This is a genomic window from Stenotrophomonas sp. SORGH_AS_0321 (assembly GCF_031453215.1).
Lineage (GTDB): Bacteria > Pseudomonadota > Gammaproteobacteria > Xanthomonadales > Xanthomonadaceae > Stenotrophomonas > Stenotrophomonas chelatiphaga.
On the sequence record NZ_JAVIZG010000001.1, the window covers coordinates 435,920 to 453,281 of the forward strand.

The window sequence follows — 17,362 nt, forward strand, 5'->3', positions numbered from 1 at the left end:
CCATGGACAACACCCGCAAACCCTATCGCCCGATCATGCCGCTGCTGATGCTGGCGGCCTTCGTTCCGTCGTGGCCGGCAGCCGCCCAACCGGTGCTGCCGCCGGCCACGCCGGCACCGATCCGCTGCGAAGCGGACAGTTGCCGCAACGACGAGGGCCTGCTGCTGCGCATCCGCGAGGATGGCCCGGCCGCGGCCGCGGCCGCGCCCTTGCCCGCTGCCGGCAGCGTCGATGCGGTGCCGCAGGCGCCGGCCACGCTGGCCGGTGGCTTCATGTCCGAACTGCCGAACGGCGGCGTGGTCTGGGCGACTGAAGATCCATCGATGGTGCCGCCGAGCCTGAGCGTGCAGTCGGCCGCTACCGTGCCGTTCGAGAACGGCCGCTTGGTGCGTCCGCTGCGCTTCCACAGCTACAACAACTACGCCTCCTTCATCGAGAAGCTGGACGTCACCTTGTACCGCGGCACCGATACCGACCTGGTCACCCCGTTGGCGCGCATCGAACTGCCGGTGGGCTATGTGTCCGAAGCCGAGTGGGACGCGCAGCTGCCGGAGCAGATCAAGCTGCGCACCGGTGATGACCTGATCTACGTGGCACGCGCCTACGGTGCCGGCAATTCCTTCGACGAAACACAGGTGCAGCGCATCCAGCTGGTCACCCCGGCCGATTTCGATCGTGGCCTGCAGGTGACCCGTGACAACGTGCAGAAGACCCTGGGCCAATCGCTGGATGGCGAGAACGCGCAGGCGTTGCAGGTCAGCAACGGCATCTACGGGCAGAGCCAGCTGCGGCTGCAGAACATCCCCATCCACGGTTCGCGCGTGCGGGTATACGGGCGCGGGCTGGAACCGAACACCCGGGTGACCATCAACGGCCAGAGCTTCCCGGTGGACCTGGAGCAGAAGTTCGCCGCGGAGTTCCTGGAACCGGTCGGCGCGCACCGCTACGAGGTCAAGGTGGACGCCAAGGACATGCCCAGCGCCGAACGGCAGCTGGACGTGGACGTGACCGGCCGCTACCTGTTCGCGGTGGCCATCGCCGATGTCACCGTGTCGAAGAACAGTGCCAGCGGCAACCTGCAGCCATTCGCCGCCGATGACCGCGACGACGACAGCTTCCTGAGCGAAGGGCGGCTGGCGTTCTACCTGAAGGGCAAGATGCGCGGCAAGTACCTGCTGACCGCGCAGGCCGACACCCAGGACCGCGAGTTGAAGCACCTGTTCCGCGATTTCTGGGAAGCAGATCCAACCGACGTGTTCCGTCGCCTTGATCCGGACCTGTACTACCCGGTGTACGGCGATGATTCGACCACCTGGCGCGACGTGGACACGCAGGGGCGGCTGTACCTGCGCGTGGACTGGGACCAGAGCCAGGCGATCTGGGGCAACTATGCGACCGGCATCACCGGCACCGAATATGGCCAGTACGTGCGTTCGCTGTACGGCGGCGCGTTGAACTGGCGTTCGCTGGAAGCCACGCCGCTGGGCGAGGCACGCTCGCAGCTGAAGGTGTTCGGTTCCGAAGCGCAGTCCGCGCCCGGGCATAGCGAATTCCTCGGTACCGGTGGCAGCCTGTACTACCTGCGCCACACCGATGTGCTGCCCGGTTCGGAACAGGTGGTGCTGGAAGTGCGTGACCGCACCACCGGCCGTAGCGAAACCCGCGTCACCCTGCAGGAAGGCGTGGACTACGAGATCGATGACCTGCAGGGACGCTTGATCCTGACCCGCCCGCTGGCGATGCTGACCCGCGAGAACGTGCGCAGCATCACCCGTGACATGCCGCTGGACGGTTACGACCAGCTGCTGCTGGTGGACTACGAATACGTGCCGCTGGGCTTCAGCAGCGATGACGTGACGATGGGCGCGCGTGGCCGCCAGTGGATCGGTGACCACGTGGCCATCGGTGGCACCTGGGTGGAAGAAAACCGCAGCGGCGAGAACTACACGCTGAAGGGCGCCGATCTCACCCTGCAGGCCGGGCGCGGCACCTATGTAAAGGTGGAGCACACCGAGACCGATGCCACCGCCGCGCCGGTGTTCTATTCGGACAACGGCGGCCTCAGCTTCATCCGCCGCAACCCGTATGAAGTCCAGCGCTCGGGCAGTGCCACGGCGGTGGAAGCGCGTGCGAACCTGCGCGAGCTCGGCTGGACCGCGCAGGACTGGAGCGTCGGCGCGTGGTGGCGCGACGTGGATGCCGGTTTCTCGGTCGCGCGCCAGGACACCGGGCTGGCGGTGGAAGAATACGGCGCCGAGTTCCTTGGCTACCTTACCGACGACTTCAGCCTGTATGGACGCCACACCCGCACCGAACAGGGCGAACTGGCGCTGGAACAGACCCAGTTGACCGCGGACTGGCGGCTGGGCAACGACGGCCAGTGGACTGGTGAACTGCGCCGCGTGCGCGAAGAACAGCGCCTGCAGACGGTGGATGCGCTGCTGGCGGCGATCGGCTACCGGCAGCGCTTCGGCTCATCCTGGGAGCTGTACGGCACCGGCCAGGTCACGGTGGATGACGACGGTGGCGCGTACGAGAAGAACGACCTGCTGACCCTGGGGGCGCGCTACCTGTTCGGTGACCGCAGCAGCGTCGGCGCAGAAGTCAGCGGCGGCAGTCGCGGGCATGGCGGCAAGGTCGATGCGGAATACCGCATGGCACCGGACCACAGCCTGTACGGCAGCTACAGCTACAGCGGCGACCGCACCGGCACCGATCCGCTGTTCGACACCGGCCTGCAGTCCGGCTGGACGCTGGGCCAGCGCTGGCGCCTGAGCAACCAGGTCAATGTCTACAACGAAAGCCAGTACCTGAAGGACCGCCGGCAGGACAATGCCGGGCTGGTGCATACCTTCGGCATGGACTTCTACCCGGCGCAGGGCTGGAACCTCGGCTTCACGGTGATGGATGGCGAACTGGAATCGACCCTCGGACGCATTGATCGACGTGCCTACAGTGTCAGCGGCGGACGCACCGATGCGGTGGCGCAGTGGAACAGCAAGCTGGAATACCGGCATGACTCCGGCGCCGAACAGCGCGAGCAGTGGGTGACCACCAACCGCCTGCTGTACAAGGTCAACGAAGACTGGCGCCTTGCCCTGCGCGCGAACTATGCCGATACCCAGGACCGGATCAACCCGGTGGCCGATGCCAAGCTGGTGGAAACCAACATGGGCTTTGCCTGGCGCCCGCATGACAACACCCGCTGGGCCGCTTTCGGCAAGTTCACGTACCTCTACGACGTGGCCTCGCTGGGGCAGGAAGGCGGCAACCTGTATGACCAGCGCTCGCAGGTGCTGTCGCTGGAAGGCATCCGCCAGTTCGGCGCGCGCTGGGAAGTGGCCGGCAAGCTGGCCTCGCGCTGGGGCGATTACCGCACCGGGCGTGGCGAAGGCGCCTGGCTGGACAGCCGCGCCGACTTCGCTGCGCTGCAGCTGCGCTACCGCCTGTTCGAGAAGTGGGAAGGGCTCGCCGAGCACCGCTGGTTGAAGGTGCGCGACGGCGGCGTGCGCAAGGGCTGGCTGGTCGGCGTCGACCGCCGGGTGGGCGAGAACTTCAAGATCGGCGGCGGCTACAACTTCACCGAGTTCAGCGATGACATGACCGAGCTGCGTTATGACCAGAAGGGCTTCTTCCTGAACCTGGCAGGCTATTACTGAGGGCGGACGGGAGCGCGGAGTCGTGCCTGGCGAGCGTTTCCGGGGATCGGCCGGGCATCGCTCGGCGCTCCCGGTCTGTAGGCGCTGAACGCCTGACAACTTTTTGCGGCTGAATGCGGAGATTCCGCTGTCCGTTCAGCCAATCTGCACGGAACTATCGGCCTGTATATCACTCATGTCATTGATTTATAGAGATTTTTAAATGATCTGCGGCCCTGTCGCCACTGTCACCAAATCGCGGTAGGGTAGACGGGTACTCAGCACCATTGTTCTGTCACCGGAACACTGGAACTTTTTTGAACTTTAGCAGTCGAAGTATCGGACTGCTAAGATGAGACTCATGAGCCAGAACACCTCTACTGCCCTTGTGGCAAACAATCTCCCGATTCCCAGTGCGCTCGGTTCGCTGGACGCCTACATCGGTGCCGTGCACCAGATCCCGGTGCTGTCGGTCGATGATGAGCAGGACCTGGCGCGTCGTTTCCGTGACCAGACCGATCTGGACGCGGCCCGCGAGCTGGTGCATTCGCACCTGCGCTTCGTGGTGCACGTGGCCCGCGGCTACAACGGCTACGGCCTCGCCCTGGGCGACCTCATCCAGGAAGGCAACATCGGCCTGATGAAGGCGGTCAAGCGCTTCGACCCGGACATGGGCGTGCGCCTGGTGTCCTTCGCGGTGCATTGGATCCGTGCGGAAATGCACGAATTCATCCTGAAGAACTGGCGCATCGTGAAGGTCGCCACGACCAAGGCGCAGCGCAAGCTGTTCTTCAACCTGCGTCGTTCGAAGAAGCGCCTGGGCTGGATGAACGCTGCCGAAGTCACCGCGGTGGCCAAGGACCTCAACGTGTCCGAGCGCGAAGTGCTCGAGATGGAGTCGCGCCTGTCCGGTCGCGATGTCGGCTTCGATGCGCCGGACAGCGATGACGACGACCATGCACCGCCGTCGCCGGCCGCCTACCTGATGGCGAACGAGGAAGATCCCTCGCAGGCCTACGAGCGTGCCGACAGCGAAGACAACCAGCTGCAGCTGCTGCGCGAAGGCATGGCTGAACTGGATGCGCGTTCGCGCGACATCATCGCCCGCCGCTGGCTGGATGCCGACAGCAAGGTCACGCTGCAGGAGCTGGCCGATGAGTACGGCGTGTCCGCCGAACGCATCCGCCAGGTCGAAGCGAACGCGCTGAAGAAGATGAAGGCGCTGTTTACCGCGTAAGCGCAGGCAGCCGCTGCATACAGAAACGCCGGGCACTGCCCGGCGTTTTTTTTCCATGCGCGCTCGGCGGTGGTAGTGACGACCGCTGGTCGTCGAGCCGTCATGCGACTCAACTTTCCCGGGCGATCGCGCGCCAGCCGATGTCATTGCGGTGGAACTCGTTTGCCCAGCTCACCTTCGCAACGCCTGCGTAGGCGTTGGCCTGCGCATCGCGCACGCTGTCGCCGAGTGCGGCCACGCACAGCACCCGCCCACCGGCGCTGACCACGTTGCCTTGGTCATCCAATGCGGTGCCTGCGTGGAACACCTTGGCGGTGTCCGGCACGCGGTCCAGGCCGAAAATCACATCGCCGGTGACCGGCGCTTCCGGATACGGCGCAGCGGCCAGCACTACGCCCAGCGACGGACGCGGATCCCACTGCGCCTGCACCTGGTCCAGCGTGCCGTCGATCGCCGCCTGTACCAGGTCCAGCAGGTCCGACTGCAGGCGCAGCATCACCGGCTGGGTTTCCGGGTCGCCGAAGCGCACGTTGAACTCGATAACCTTCGGCGCGCCGCTGGCATCGATCATCAGGCCGGCATACAGGAAGCCGGTGAACGGCACGCCATCGGCGATCATGCCCTGCACGGTCGGTTCCACCACCTCACGCATCACCCGCGCGTGCACCTCCGGGGTCACCACCGGGGCCGGCGAATACGCACCCATGCCACCGGTGTTGGGGCCGGTATCGCCATCGCCGACGCGCTTGTGATCCTGCGAGGTGGCCATCGGCAGCGCATGCACGCCATCGACCATCGAGATGAAGCTGGCCTCTTCGCCATCGAGGAATTCTTCGATCACCACGCGTGCGCCGGCATCGCCGAAGGCGTTGCCGGACAGCATGTCACGCACCGCGGATTCGGCCTCTTCCAGCGACATCGCCACGATCACGCCCTTGCCGGCGGCCAGGCCGTCGGCCTTGACCACGATCGGTGCGCCCTTTTCGCGGATGTAGGCCAGCGCCGCGTCGACGTCGGTGTGCACGGCGTAGTACGCGGTCGGGATGCCATGCCGGGCCAGGAAATCCTTCGCGTAGGCCTTGCTGCCTTCCAGCTGCGCAGCAGCGGCGGTGGGCCCGAAGATGCGCAGGCCGGCTTCGCGGAACTCATCGACCACACCGGCTACCAGCGGCACTTCCGGGCCGACCACGGTGACGGCGACGCCTTCGGAGCGTGCCAGTGCCAGCAGGCCATCCAGGTCAGTGACCTTGATGTCCACGTTGCGGCACTTCGCTTCGGTGGCGGTGCCTGCATTGCCGGGCGCGACCAGCACCTCGGTGACCTGCGGGGACTGGGCCAGCTTCCAGGCCAGGGCGTGTTCGCGGCCGCCGGAGCCGATGACGAGGATCTTCATGCGAGGGATTTCCGATACGCGGGGAAAGAGACGCGGGGTGACGAACGGGTCGGCACCCCAGGGATCCGGTTTCCGTCAGTGACGGAAGTGACGCACGCCGGTGAACACCATCGCCAGGCCGTGTTCGTCGGCAGCGGCGATGACTTCGGCGTCGCGCATCGAACCGCCCGGCTGGATCACCGCCTTGATGCCGGCAGCAGCGGCGGCATCGATGCCGTCGCGGAACGGGAAGAACGCATCGGAGGCCATCACCGAACCCTCGACCACCAGGTTGGCGTCGGCCGCCTTGATGCCGGCGATGCGCGCCGAGTAGACGCGGCTCATCTGGCCAGCACCGACGCCGATGGTGCGGTTGTCCTTGGCGTACACGATGGCGTTGGACTTCACGAACTTGGCGACCTTCCAGGCGAACAGCAGGTCGGTGAACTGCTTGTCGGTCGGGGCCAGCCTGCTGACCACCTTCAGTTCGTCACGGGTCATGCCGCGGTTGTCGGACGACTGCAGCAACAGGCCCGATCCGATCCGCTTGCTGTCGTAGTTGTTCAGGCCTTCACCGTGCGGAATGCGCAGCACGCGCACGTTGGCCTTCTTCGTAGCGTATTCCAGCGCGGCTGGTTCGTAGTCCGGGGCGATCAGCACTTCAACGAACTGACGGTCCAGGATCACCTGCGCGGTGGCCAGGTCCAGCGGCTTGTTGAACGCGATGATGCCGCCGAAGGCACTGGTCGGATCGGTGGCATAGGCCAGTTCATAGGCATCGCCGTTGCCGGCACCCACGGCCACGCCGCACGGGTTGGCGTGCTTGACGATCACGCAGGCCGGCGCCTCGAACTGGCGCACGCATTCCCATGCCGCATCGGCATCGGCCAGGTTGTTGTAGCTCAGTTCCTTGCCCTGCAGCTGCTGGAAGGTGGCCAGCGTGCCCGGCACCGGATACAGGTCACGATAGAACGCGCCGCTCTGGTGCGGATTCTCGCCGTAGCGCAGGTCCATCACCTTCACGAAGGAGGAGTTCATCTGCGCCGGGAACTCACTGCGTACCGGCACGGCGGTCTCGCGCGAGGCGACGGCGGACAGGTAGTTGCTGATCGCCGCGTCGTACTGGGCGACGCGGTTGAACGCCGCCACCGACAGCGCGAAGCGCTTGGCGGCCGACAGCTGGCCATCGTGTGCAGCCAGTTCGGCCAGCAGTTCGTCGTACTGCGACGGATCGGTCGCCACCGCGACACGGGCGAAGTTCTTCGCCGCCGAACGCAGCATCGCCGGGCCGCCGATGTCGATGTTCTCCACGGCGTCGTCGAGCGCGCAGTCGGCCTTGGCGGTGACCGATTCGAACGGATACAGGTTCAGCACCAGCAGGTCGATCGCGCCGATGCCGTGCTCGGCCATCACCGCATCATCGGTACCGGCGCGGCCCAGCAGGCCGCCGTGCACCATCGGGTGCAGGGTCTTGACCCGGCCGTCCATCATTTCCGGGAAACCGGTGACGTCGGAGACATCCTTGACCGCCAGCCCGGCCTCGCGGATCGCCTTGGCGGTGCCGCCGGTGGACAGCAGTTCAACGCCGCGTGCGGACAGGGCGGTAGCCAGCGCGATCAGGCCGGTCTTGTCGGAAACGGAAAGCAGGGCCCGACGGACGGGCAGCAGGTCAGCACTCATGGGGGCAGGGCAACGGCAGCAGGCGGGGCCGATATTGTAGGCCTTGGGGCGCCCTCACACGTAATGCGGTGCCGGGTCAGGCGCTGATGCCGTATTCCTTCAGCTTCTTGCGCAGGGTGGCCCGGTGGATGCCCAGCATCGCCGCGGCGCGGCTCTGGTTGCCCTCGCAATGGTTCAGCACTTCCACGAACAGCGGAATTTCCATCTCGCGCAGCACGATCTCGTAGACGTCATCGGCATCGCAGCCATCCAAGTCGCGCAGGTAGCGGCGCACGGACTGGGCGACATGTTCGCGGAGCGGAGGACGCGCAGCGCCACGACTGGTGTCAGGACGAGAGAGTACAGCGTTCAATGGGAATCCCGATCTGGTGGCCGCGCCGGAGCGGATGCTGGCGCTGGCGAAGAAGGTGGTGGCGGCCAGTCTAGCGCGAGCCGCCGTCCCCTGCACGGGCCGGCGGCCGGCCTGGGTCACAGAAATTCGAAGTTGAACGCGACCGTGGACGCCGCAGGTTCCCTGACCTGGAAGGCGATCTGCGCGCTCTGGCCGGGTTCGAGCAGCCCCGCCGTTTCTGCCCCGGTGCCAAGATAGTCGGATGCGTCGAACACGCCGCTGCCGATCACCCGGCCATCGGCATCGGACAGCGACAGCCGCAGCACCGGCCAGGCCTGCGCCCACCGCGCGTCATTGCGGATGCTTGCCTGTACCTGCAGTGCACCGGCCTGTTGCGGCACCGGCCGCACGTCGCGGCTGATCATGCTGAACGCCGCCGGTTCACGCCACGCGGGCAGGTCGCAGCGCAGCACGCTGCACAGGCCTGCGACCCACGGACGGGTGCTGGCCTCTGCCGCCAGGCGGGCGCGGTCGGCCAGCGCGATCTGCACCAGCAACAGCAGCGACAGCGCGGCCACGACGGCCCATTGCCAGCGGGGCGTGCGCAATCGATGCCCCCCCCCGCGCAGGAACACCGGCTCTGCCTGGGCAAGCGGGGTCCCGCTGGCCGCAGCGCGGACCGGGACCGGTTCGGACATCGTCGCCTCTACCTGCGACGGTGCCTCGCCGGCGATCGCAACGGGCTCCACGACCGGCTCCGGGGATGCATCGGCCGGACTGTCTTCAATGTCCGGCGATGCGCTGGCCGGCGGTGCCGATGGCTCCGCCAACGGAGTCGCATCCGTGTCGGCCTGCGATCCGGCGTGCGGTCGCAGGAAGGTGGCCAGCGGTCGACGGGGCGGGTTCGGTTCGGACATGCAGGTACCGTCTCGGGTCCAGCCTCTATTCAATCACGTCTTGCCGCAATCAGGCGCGGCGCACGCCGGTGATGCGCATCCAGTCGCCGTCCCGGGTCGCCTGCAGGTCATCGAACCACGCTGCGTAACGCTGCAGCAGTTCGTCTTCCTGGCCGTGCAGGATGCCCGACAGCGCGATGCGTCCGCCGGCGGCCACGCGTGCCGCCAGCAGGTCGGCCAGCGCATCCAGCGCGGAGGCCAGGATGTTGGCGACCACCACCGGGTAGGTGGCCACCGGTTCGTCCTGCGGCAGGTAGACATGCATGCGCGGCAGTTCGCCATTGCGTTCGGCATTGTCGGCGGTGGCGATCAGCGCCTGCGGATCGTTGTCCACGCCGATCGACTCGGCCGCGCCCAGCTTCAACGCGGCCAGTGCCAGGATGCCCGAGCCGCAACCGAAATCGAGCACGCGCTGTCCCTGCAGCAGGCCCGCCCCGGCCAGGCCATCCAGCCAGCGCAGGCACAGCGCGGTGGTGGGGTGGGTGCCGGAGCCGAACGCCAGGCCCGGGTCCAGCCGCACCACGGCGGCGTCGGCTGTTTGTGCGGCCTCGGGCAGGTCATGGTTCCAGGGCACGATCCAGGTCCGCTCGCCAAAGGAAAGCGGTTCGAACTGGTCCAGCCAGGCGCGTTCCCAGTCCTGGTCTTCCACCGCGCGGAAGCTCACCGTCGACCAGTCCAGGCCATCGTCGAAGGCTTCCAGCGCGGCCAGCAGCAGCAGTCCATCGGCGTCATGCGGGAACAATGCGCTCAGTACAAGTGTGTCCCACATCGGCGTCTCGCCGACGCCGGGCTCCAGGATGGCCTGCTCGTTGCTGGTGTCAGCCTCGGCATCGAGCAGGGTCACCGCCAGCGCGCCAACATCCTCCAGCGCGTTTTCGTAGCGGGGCTGGGTGGCTTCGGTGCAGCGCAGGGTCAGTTCCAGGAACGGCATGATGGCAGGCGAGGTCCGGCAAAGAAGGGAATGCTAGTCGATCCGGGGCGGCGGCAGCCATCTCACTGCATGCGGAGACTGAATGGGATGGGCCAGACACGTGGCATTCCCCTTGGTAGACTCGCGCTCCTGCCTTGCCTGTCAACGGCTCGTCCCCTGATGGCGTTTGCTCCGGCCCTTAAAACCTGGTTGCTCGTGGTGCCGGCCGTGGCATTGCTCGGCGCGGCGGGCATGCGCATGGGCGGGCATCTGCTGCATGCACAGGAATCCGGCCCTGCAGCGATGGACGCTGGTGTGTCGCAACCAGCAGACACGCAGTCTGCGCAGACGACGCTGCCCGCGGCGCTGGCACGCCGACTCGGGACCAACGAGACGCCGCTCAACGCCGTGCCTTCGGGCCTGCCGCTGGACATCCGTGCGGACATGGAAGGCGATACCGATCTGTTTGCATTCGCCCAGCGCCTGCGCGGCCAGGCCGACAGTGGCAACGTCGAGGCGCGCTGGATGCTGAGCCGGGTCTACGACTACTGCAGCCAGTACGCCAACGATCCCGGCGGTTACCAGTTGGACAACAGCGTACTGACCGGCATGGGGGAGCGTGCATCGACCGCGATGGCCACCGCGCGACAGCGCGTGGCCGCGCGATGCGGCGGCTTCGTGGCCAGTGATGGCCTGGGCTACCCGCTGGTGTTCGCGCAGCGCCGGCAGGCGGCGCAGGGCGGCAACCTCGCCGCCGAAGCCTCGTTGCTGGCAGACGGCCAGCCGCTGCAGACCGGCGAAGACTACCGGCGCGGCCTGGTCGAGCGCGTGCGCGATTCGCATGATCCGGAAGCCTACATGGCGCTGGCCCCGGCGATGGGCCTGCGTGCGTCCGGCGACCGGGCCATGACCGGCATGGTGGCCGGCGAGGCACTGAGCGAACTGGCCTGGCGCGTGGCGGCCTGCGAACTGGGCATGCCCTGCGGCAGCGACAGCGTGCTGATGAACAGCTTCTGCGCCAACGGTGGCATCTGCAGCCAGGAAGACGGCCAGGACTTCACTGATTTTGTATACGACGCTGCGGTTTCGCGGCAGGGTGCCGAAAAAATGACCGAATGGGTCGAAGAACTGATTGGAAAGAGGAAAGGGCGATGAAGTACCGTCGAATCCTGCACGGGGCGAAGTTCTGGTTCTGGGTGGCGTTGTTCGTCGCCTATTCGGCAGGTGCGGTCGGCCTGTTGATGATCGATACCCAGGAAGACCGTTACCGACGACTGTCCACCGTGGAGCTGACCAAAGTGCAGTCCACGCCGGAGGTGCGCCGTACCGGCGCCAGCCAGGTGGCCGCGGTATACCGTGCGCAGAGCGGCATGCCGTTCACCTCGTTGCCGGCGGGCAGTAGCTTCCAGGTGGTATGGCCCGATGGCTCCACCGAAACCATGGTGATCGTCGACCCGTCCTCGCCCAATGGCGTGCGTCCTTTGGCGGGCAGCCAGGTCCCGGCCGAAGCGGCGCAGCGACGCTGATCCTGTGTCGTGGGGGGCCAGCCCCGGGGGCGACCGGGTCTCAGCCCCCACATCGGTCGCGTCCTATTCCACGGAATGGCGCGACAGGAGTTTAATGGCGACATCCTGCAATGTCGCCCGCGTGGTGAACCGACGGCACTGCCCCCTCGGAGAACGCCATGCCTACCGTCGTCATGCGATCGCTATCGGCCGTTGCCCTTGCAGCCGTCCTGCTCTGTCCGCTGGCCGCCGAAGCCGGCGTGGTCATTGCCGGTACCCGGCTGGTCTTTCCCGCGCAGGAAAGCGAAGTCACCTTGGGGCTGAACAACGACGCGCAGCGCCCGTCGCTGGTGCAGCTGTGGATCGATGACGGTGATCAGGACACTCTGCCCGAAGCGGCCAGGGCCCCGTTCGTGATGACGCCGCCCCTGCTGCGCATGGACCCAGATACCAAGCAGGCGGTGCGCATCCGCTTCACCGGCCCGGCCCAGCCTGTTGACCGCGAATCGCTGTACTGGGTGAACGTGCTGGACATCCCGCCCTCCAGCGGCGAAGAGGACAGGCTGGAGCTGGCCTTCCGCAGTCGCATCAAGCTGTTCTATCGTCCCGCCGGACTGTCCGGCGAGGCCGACAGTGCCCACCGCCAGCTGCGCTGGTCGCTGCAGCAGCGCGCGGACGGGCTGGCCGTGCAGGTCGACAATCCGACGCCGTGGCACGTCAGCTTCGCGGCGATCTCGTTGACCGTCGATGGCAAGGTATCCGCCGACACCGGAAGCGGCATGGTCGCGCCGCGTGCCACCCAGGTGTTTCCGCTTGACGGGCTTGCCACACGGCCGCCCGGCGTGATCGGCATCGCGTACAGCACCATCACCGATGTCGGTGCGGTGCAGCCGGCCACCGCAGCACTGGCCAATTGAGGCGGCGTGCCCGCATTTCGGACGCATCTGATGGGATGGCGCCCGGTAACGGCTGACCCTGTACAAGCGCGGGGCTGACCTCGACGTACGCTGCTTTCTCCGTGGGTGATGCCGACGAAATCCGCTGTTGCGTTGGTGACCCTGCACTGCGAGCAGCACGGAACCAGACCCATCCAATGTCGTGCATGGCGAGCAGTGGGGAAACTTCTGATGAACGAGTCCGGTCGACGCCCGGCCTGCTTTCCCAATTGGTGACGACATGAAGCACATTCGTTTCTACCGGCTGCTGGGCGCGCTGGCGCTGTACAACGCAGGGTCTGCCTTGGCGCAGAGCTGCGAACATGCCCCTGAATGGCCCACCCCGTTCCAGCTCGTCCTGCCCCTGCAGGGCACGATCACCGTCGGAGCCGATGTGCCGGACGGGACGGAGATCTATACCGCACGTCATAGCAGTGGCTCAGGTGCCTTCATCAGGTGCACGGGGGGGCCAGCGTCAGTGCGCAGGACCAGTGACTATATCGGTTCGCCGGGCCGCCCATCGGGATTCGACCGAATATATGAGACGTCGATAGAAGGTGTGGGTATTGCCATGTGGTACGCGGGAACGAAGTTTCCCTACAACCCTGGCAACATCACCTATGACAGTCCGATAACCACCTTCACCTACAACAAAACCGTCGATTTCAGCCTTTACAAGATCGGCCCGATCAGTGCTGGCGTACTGCAAGGCAGTTCGCTCCCACGCGCCCGCCAGTACACCGAGGGTGCGGGCAGCATCAACATCTGGGAAGCGCAGATCGTCGGACAGTTGAACATCGTGACCGGCACCTGTCGGGTGGGCGATGTCAGCGTGCCGATGGGAGATATCCCGCAAAGCACCTTCACCGGCATCGGCAGCTACTCCGCTTGGCAGCGATATGATGTTCCACTGACAAACTGCCCAGCATTCTTTGGCCGCAGAGCAGCATACGCGCGCAGCGACAGCGGCACGGTCGAGCGGCCAGACCTGCGGGTGGCCAACCGTATCGGCGTGCGTCTGGACCCGTCCACGCCGATTCTTGATGAGATACGGTCGATCATCGCGCTGCAGCCGGGTACCCCCGGCAACCCGGCAGCACGCGGCATCGGCATCCAGGTCGCCTGGGACGATGAATCACCGGTGGCCTTCCATGCATTCCGCGACAGCGGGTTGCCGCTGACCAGCGCCGTCAATGGCAGTTACCGCATCCCGCTGCGCGCCCGCTACTACCAGGTGGAGGACCGCGTGCGCGGAGGTCCGGCCAATGCCGCGATGGTGGTGACGCTGCGTTACGAGTGAGCATCAGCGCCGGCCTGCTGGCCGGCGCTGGCGGGTGCGATCAGGTCAGCGCGATCGACTTGGTCTTGCGCTCTGCCAGGCGCTTTTCCAGGTAGTGGATGTTCTGCCCACCGGCCTGGAAGCCCTTGTCGCGCATGATGCGCTGCTGCAGGGCGACGTTGGTCTTGATGCCGTCCACCACCATCTCGCTCAGCGCCACCCGCATGCGGGCAATGGCGGTCTCGCGGTCCGGTCCGTGCACGATCAGCTTGCCGATCATCGAATCGTAGTTCGACGGCACGCGGTAGCCGGCGTAGATATGCGTATCCACGCGCACGCCGGGGCCACCAGGTGCATGGAAGGCAGTGATCTGGCCCGGACTCGGCACGAAGGTTTCCGAATCTTCCGCGTTGATGCGGCATTCGATGGCATGACCGGTCAGCACGATGTCGCTCTGCTTGATCGACAGCTTCTGGCCGGCAGCGATCTTCAGCTGCTCCACCACCAGGTCGATGCCGGTGACCATTTCGGTGACGGGATGCTCCACCTGGATGCGGGTGTTCATTTCGATGAAGTAGAAGCGGCCGTCTTCGTAGAGGAATTCGAAGGTGCCGGCGCCGCGGTAACCGATGCGGATGCAGGCTTCCACGCAGACCTTGCCGATCTGCTCGCGGGCCTCGTCGGTGATGCCCGGTGCCGGTGCTTCTTCGACCACTTTCTGGTGGCGGCGCTGCATCGAGCAGTCGCGTTCACCGAGGTGGATGGCGTTGCCCTGGCCATCGGCCAGCACCTGGATTTCCACGTGGCGCGGATTTTCCAGGTACTTCTCCATGTACACCTCACCGTTGCCGAACGCTGCCTTGGCTTCGCTCTTGGTGGTTTCGATGGAGGTCTTCAGCGACGCTTCGGCATGCACCACGCGCATGCCGCGGCCGCCGCCGCCGCCGGAGGCCTTGATGATGACCGGGTAACCGATCTCTCGCGCGATCTTGGTGTTTGCGACGATGTCATCGCCCAGCGGACCGCCCGAGCCCGGCACGCACGGCACGCCGGCGGCCTTCATGGCACGGATCGCTTCCACCTTGTCGCCCATCAGGCGGATGGTGTCGGCCTTCGGGCCAATGAAGATGAAGCCGGATTCTTCCACGCGTTCGGCGAAGTTCGCGTTTTCCGACAGGAAGCCGTAACCGGGATGGATGGCCTGGGCGTCGGTCACTTCAGCCGCGGCGATCAACGCCGGAATGTTGAGGTAGCTGTCGGTCGACGCAGCCGGGCCGATGCAGACGGATTCGTCGGCCATGGCCACGTGCTTGAGGTTGCGGTCGACGGTGGAGTGCACGGCCACCGTGCGGATGCCCAGGGTGTGGCACGCGCGCAGGATGCGCAGCGCGATTTCCCCTCGGTTGGCAATGACGATTTTATCGAGCATGGCCGGCCCCTCAGCCGATCACGAACAGCGGCTGGTCGAACTCAACCGGCTGGCCGTTCTCGCCGAGAATGGCGACGATGGTGCCCGACGCATCGGCTTCGATCGGGTTGAACATCTTCATCGCTTCGATGATCGCCAGGGTCTCGCCTTCCTTGACCTGCTGGCCGATGCTGACGAAGGCCGGCTTGTCCGGCGATGCCGATGCATAGAAGGTGCCGACCATCGGCGACCGCAGCACGTGGCCTTCCGGCAGCGCGTTGCCCGGCTTGGCGGTGCCACCGGTGGAGGCTTCGGTCGGCGACTGCATCGGCATGGCCGGGGCGGCAGCGGCGGCCGGCGCGGCGATCATCTGCGGCTGCACGGCCATCTGCGCGAAGGTGCCGACCGGGGCGCGCGACAGGCGCACCGACTCTTCGCCTTCCTTGATCTCGATCTCGGCCAGGTTGGATTCTTCCAGCAGGTCGATCAGTTTCTTGATTTTGCGCAGATCCATGGGGGCCTCTTTTTTTTTGGGTTTTATCTGGAGTGGGAAGGGCGCAGGCGCCCGTTCGACGATCAGGCGTTGGACAGCCGCTGCAGGGCGGCATCCATTGCGTAACGGTAACTGTCGGCACCGAAACCGCAGATGACACCGACCGCCTTGTCACTGAAATAGCTGTGCTGGCGGAAGGGTTCGCGCGAATGCGGGTTGGACAGGTGGATTTCGATGAACGGCACCTCCACCGCGGCCAGCGCATCGCGCAGGGCCACCGAGGTATGGGTGAATGCCGCCGGGTTGATCAGGATGAAGGCAGTGCCGTCAAGGCGCGCGGCCTGGATGCGGTCCACCAGCACGTGTTCGGCATTGGACTGCAGGCTTTCCACCGCGTGTCCGGCCGCGGCGCCCTGCGCGTGCAGCGCCTGGTCGATCTGGGGCAGGGTGGTGTGGCCATAGACGCCCGGCTCGCGCGTGCCGAGCAGGTTGAGGTTGGGGCCATGCAGTACCAGCAGTTTCGCCATGGGAGCCGAACGACGGGAAAGGGCGGCAGTCTGGCGGAAGCTGGAGTTGATGTCCAGTTCGGCGAAGTTATGCGCGTTTCAAGTGTTTGTTTGAAATAGGGCCGCTCGTGGCCCAGAGCCGATGCGGCGGATGTGGATCATCTGGTCCAGGCAATCCCGGCTGCGCGCACGGCGGACTCGAACTGCGGCCGGGCAAACCAATAGCCCTGCATCAGGCGGATACCGATATCTTCCAGACAGTGCGCCTCATCACCGGTCTCGATGCCTTCGGCAATGACATCGATCGCCAACTGCTCGCACATCGACACCACGCCGGCCACGATCGCACGTCGTGCAGGGCTCCGGTCGATGCCCCGGACCAGTGCCATATCCAGCTTGACGATGTCCGGCTGGAAGTCGGCCAGCAGGTTCAGGCCGGCAAACCCGGCACCAAAGTCATCAATTGCCGTCTTGAAGCCGATCCGTTTGTACTCGCTCAGGATTTCGGCCAGCCATCTGCCGTCGCTGACCTGCTCCCCCTCTACGGTTTCAAAGATGATCCGCTCAACCGGAAAGCCATGCCGATCGGCCGCCTGCAGCGTGGAGCGGATGCAGACCTCCGGCCGGTAGATTGCGTTGGGCAGGAAATTGATTGAGAGATGCGACGGCAGATTCAACGTCGCCGCGATCCGGATGGCCTTCTCGCGACAGGCCTGATCGAACGAATAGCGGTTGTCGGCGGTGACGCGTGACAGTACCGAACTGGCGGGTTCGCCCGCCGGCCCGCGCACCAGGGCTTCATGCGCGAACACCTCGCGTGCCTGCACATCCACGATGGGCTGGAATGCGTAACTGAAGTCGAACGGCAGTGGATCCGCATCGCGGCATAGTGCACATCCAGCGCCCCTGTCGATGGAAGGCATTCGGTGTATTCCGGCGTCGGGTCAAGGCCTTCAGGATAGCCGAGGCCGATCATGGGCATGTGGACGAGGCCGTGCGGGGCGCCAGGCCGAGGCTGCAGCAGGGCAGCGCTGTGCATCCGCCGCCTCCCTCTATCGGGTGAGGCGCGTGCCTGGCGTAGCCCTCAGACTGGCCGCTTTCTACAGGGAGCC

General features: G+C 65.8%; 15 protein-coding genes. 6 read left to right on the plus strand and 9 right to left on the minus strand.

The features are described from left to right. The first annotated feature begins 2 nt into the window (after positions 1-2). Positions 3-3,659 carry a TonB-dependent receptor gene (locus QE373_RS01850; RefSeq protein WP_309682956.1) on the plus strand — a complete coding sequence of 1,219 codons (3,657 nt, stop codon included), beginning with the start codon at positions 3-5 and terminating at the stop codon, positions 3,657-3,659. 340 nt (positions 3,660-3,999) lie between these two features. Continuing rightward, positions 4,000-4,875 (plus strand): RNA polymerase sigma factor RpoH, encoded by an 876-nt coding sequence (gene rpoH / locus QE373_RS01855; RefSeq protein ID WP_309682959.1) that lies wholly within the window; start codon positions 4,000-4,002, stop codon positions 4,873-4,875. Positions 4,876-4,984: 109 nt separating this feature from the next. On the opposite strand, the gene purD is transcribed toward rpoH, so the two are convergent. The 5 genes from purD to prmA all read right to left on the minus strand — a co-directional run bounded on the left by purD (position 4,985) and on the right by prmA (position 10,145). Continuing rightward, positions 4,985-6,268 (minus strand): phosphoribosylamine--glycine ligase, encoded by a 1,284-nt coding sequence (gene purD, locus QE373_RS01860; RefSeq protein WP_309682962.1) that lies wholly within the window; start codon positions 6,266-6,268, stop codon positions 4,985-4,987. Positions 6,269-6,343: 75 nt separating this feature from the next. After that, positions 6,344-7,927, minus strand: a complete 1,584-nt coding sequence (purH, locus tag QE373_RS01865; RefSeq protein ID WP_309682965.1) for a bifunctional phosphoribosylaminoimidazolecarboxamide formyltransferase/IMP cyclohydrolase — start codon at positions 7,925-7,927, stop codon at positions 6,344-6,346. A 76-nt stretch (positions 7,928-8,003) separates the two neighbouring features. Continuing rightward, positions 8,004-8,279, minus strand: a complete 276-nt coding sequence (fis, locus tag QE373_RS01870; protein WP_057507416.1) for a DNA-binding transcriptional regulator Fis — start codon at positions 8,277-8,279, stop codon at positions 8,004-8,006. Between the two features lie 116 nt (positions 8,280-8,395). Next, positions 8,396-9,175: a DUF3426 domain-containing protein gene (locus QE373_RS01875; RefSeq protein ID WP_309682970.1), complete on the minus strand. Its 780-nt coding sequence runs from the start codon at positions 9,173-9,175 to the stop codon at positions 8,396-8,398. A gap of 49 nt (positions 9,176-9,224) precedes the next feature. Continuing rightward, positions 9,225-10,145 carry a 50S ribosomal protein L11 methyltransferase gene (gene prmA / locus QE373_RS01880; RefSeq protein ID WP_309682972.1) on the minus strand — a complete coding sequence of 307 codons (921 nt, stop codon included), beginning with the start codon at positions 10,143-10,145 and terminating at the stop codon, positions 9,225-9,227. A 159-nt stretch (positions 10,146-10,304) separates the two neighbouring features. Between prmA and QE373_RS01885 the strand changes: the two genes are divergently transcribed. The 4 genes from QE373_RS01885 (at position 10,305) to QE373_RS01900 (ending at position 13,864) form a co-directional block, all read left to right on the plus strand. After that, positions 10,305-11,279, plus strand: coding sequence for a hypothetical protein (locus tag QE373_RS01885; RefSeq protein WP_309682975.1), 975 nt, complete (start codon positions 10,305-10,307; stop codon positions 11,277-11,279). Beyond that, complete coding sequence (locus tag QE373_RS01890) at positions 11,276-11,650, plus strand: hypothetical protein (protein ID WP_309682977.1); 375 nt, start codon at positions 11,276-11,278, stop codon at positions 11,648-11,650. Before QE373_RS01885 ends, QE373_RS01890 begins: the two co-directional genes overlap by 4 nt. A gap of 158 nt (positions 11,651-11,808) precedes the next feature. After that, complete coding sequence (locus QE373_RS01895; RefSeq protein ID WP_309682980.1) at positions 11,809-12,546, plus strand: fimbria/pilus periplasmic chaperone; 738 nt, start codon at positions 11,809-11,811, stop codon at positions 12,544-12,546. Between the two features lie 259 nt (positions 12,547-12,805). After that, complete coding sequence (locus QE373_RS01900) at positions 12,806-13,864, plus strand: fimbrial protein (protein WP_309682982.1); 1,059 nt, start codon at positions 12,806-12,808, stop codon at positions 13,862-13,864. A 40-nt stretch (positions 13,865-13,904) separates the two neighbouring features. Here QE373_RS01900 and accC read toward each other — a convergent pair whose 3' ends face one another. From accC to QE373_RS01920, 4 genes are all read right to left on the minus strand, one after another. Next, positions 13,905-15,272: an acetyl-CoA carboxylase biotin carboxylase subunit gene (gene accC / locus QE373_RS01905; RefSeq protein WP_309682985.1), complete on the minus strand. Its 1,368-nt coding sequence runs from the start codon at positions 15,270-15,272 to the stop codon at positions 13,905-13,907. A 10-nt stretch (positions 15,273-15,282) separates the two neighbouring features. Continuing rightward, on the minus strand, positions 15,283-15,765 hold the full coding sequence (accB, locus tag QE373_RS01910) for an acetyl-CoA carboxylase biotin carboxyl carrier protein (RefSeq protein WP_042614743.1): 483 nt from the start codon (positions 15,763-15,765) through the stop codon (positions 15,283-15,285). A gap of 62 nt (positions 15,766-15,827) precedes the next feature. Beyond that, positions 15,828-16,271, minus strand: a complete 444-nt coding sequence (gene aroQ, locus QE373_RS01915) for a type II 3-dehydroquinate dehydratase (RefSeq protein ID WP_309682989.1) — start codon at positions 16,269-16,271, stop codon at positions 15,828-15,830. A 137-nt stretch (positions 16,272-16,408) separates the two neighbouring features. Further along, a complete protein-coding gene (locus QE373_RS01920; RefSeq protein WP_309682992.1) occupies positions 16,409-17,173 on the minus strand; it encodes an EAL domain-containing protein in 765 nt (254 codons plus the stop codon). Positions 17,174-17,362 lie beyond the last annotated feature (189 nt).

Coding starts and splice junctions, on each gene's coding strand:
- QE373_RS01900 (WP_309682982.1), top strand. CDS start 12,806: ATGAAGCACATTCGTTTCTACCGGCTGCTGGGCGCGCTGGCGCTGTAC.
- QE373_RS01895 (WP_309682980.1), top strand. CDS start 11,809: ATGCCTACCGTCGTCATGCGATCGCTATCGGCCGTTGCCCTTGCAGCC.
- aroQ (WP_309682989.1), bottom strand. CDS start 16,271: ATGGCGAAACTGCTGGTACTGCATGGCCCCAACCTCAACCTGCTCGGC.
- prmA (WP_309682972.1), bottom strand. CDS start 10,145: ATGCCGTTCCTGGAACTGACCCTGCGCTGCACCGAAGCCACCCAGCCC.
- QE373_RS01875 (WP_309682970.1), bottom strand. CDS start 9,175: ATGTCCGAACCGAACCCGCCCCGTCGACCGCTGGCCACCTTCCTGCGA.
- QE373_RS01890 (WP_309682977.1), top strand. CDS start 11,276: ATGAAGTACCGTCGAATCCTGCACGGGGCGAAGTTCTGGTTCTGGGTG.
- purD (WP_309682962.1), bottom strand. CDS start 6,268: ATGAAGATCCTCGTCATCGGCTCCGGCGGCCGCGAACACGCCCTGGCC.
- rpoH (WP_309682959.1), top strand. CDS start 4,000: ATGAGCCAGAACACCTCTACTGCCCTTGTGGCAAACAATCTCCCGATT.
- QE373_RS01885 (WP_309682975.1), top strand. CDS start 10,305: ATGGCGTTTGCTCCGGCCCTTAAAACCTGGTTGCTCGTGGTGCCGGCC.
- purH (WP_309682965.1), bottom strand. CDS start 7,927: ATGAGTGCTGACCTGCTGCCCGTCCGTCGGGCCCTGCTTTCCGTTTCC.
- QE373_RS01920 (WP_309682992.1), bottom strand. CDS start 17,173: ATGCCTTCCATCGACAGGGGCGCTGGATGTGCACTATGCCGCGATGCG.
- accB (WP_042614743.1), bottom strand. CDS start 15,765: ATGGATCTGCGCAAAATCAAGAAACTGATCGACCTGCTGGAAGAATCC.
- accC (WP_309682985.1), bottom strand. CDS start 15,272: ATGCTCGATAAAATCGTCATTGCCAACCGAGGGGAAATCGCGCTGCGC.
- QE373_RS01850 (WP_309682956.1), top strand. CDS start 3: ATGGACAACACCCGCAAACCCTATCGCCCGATCATGCCGCTGCTGATG.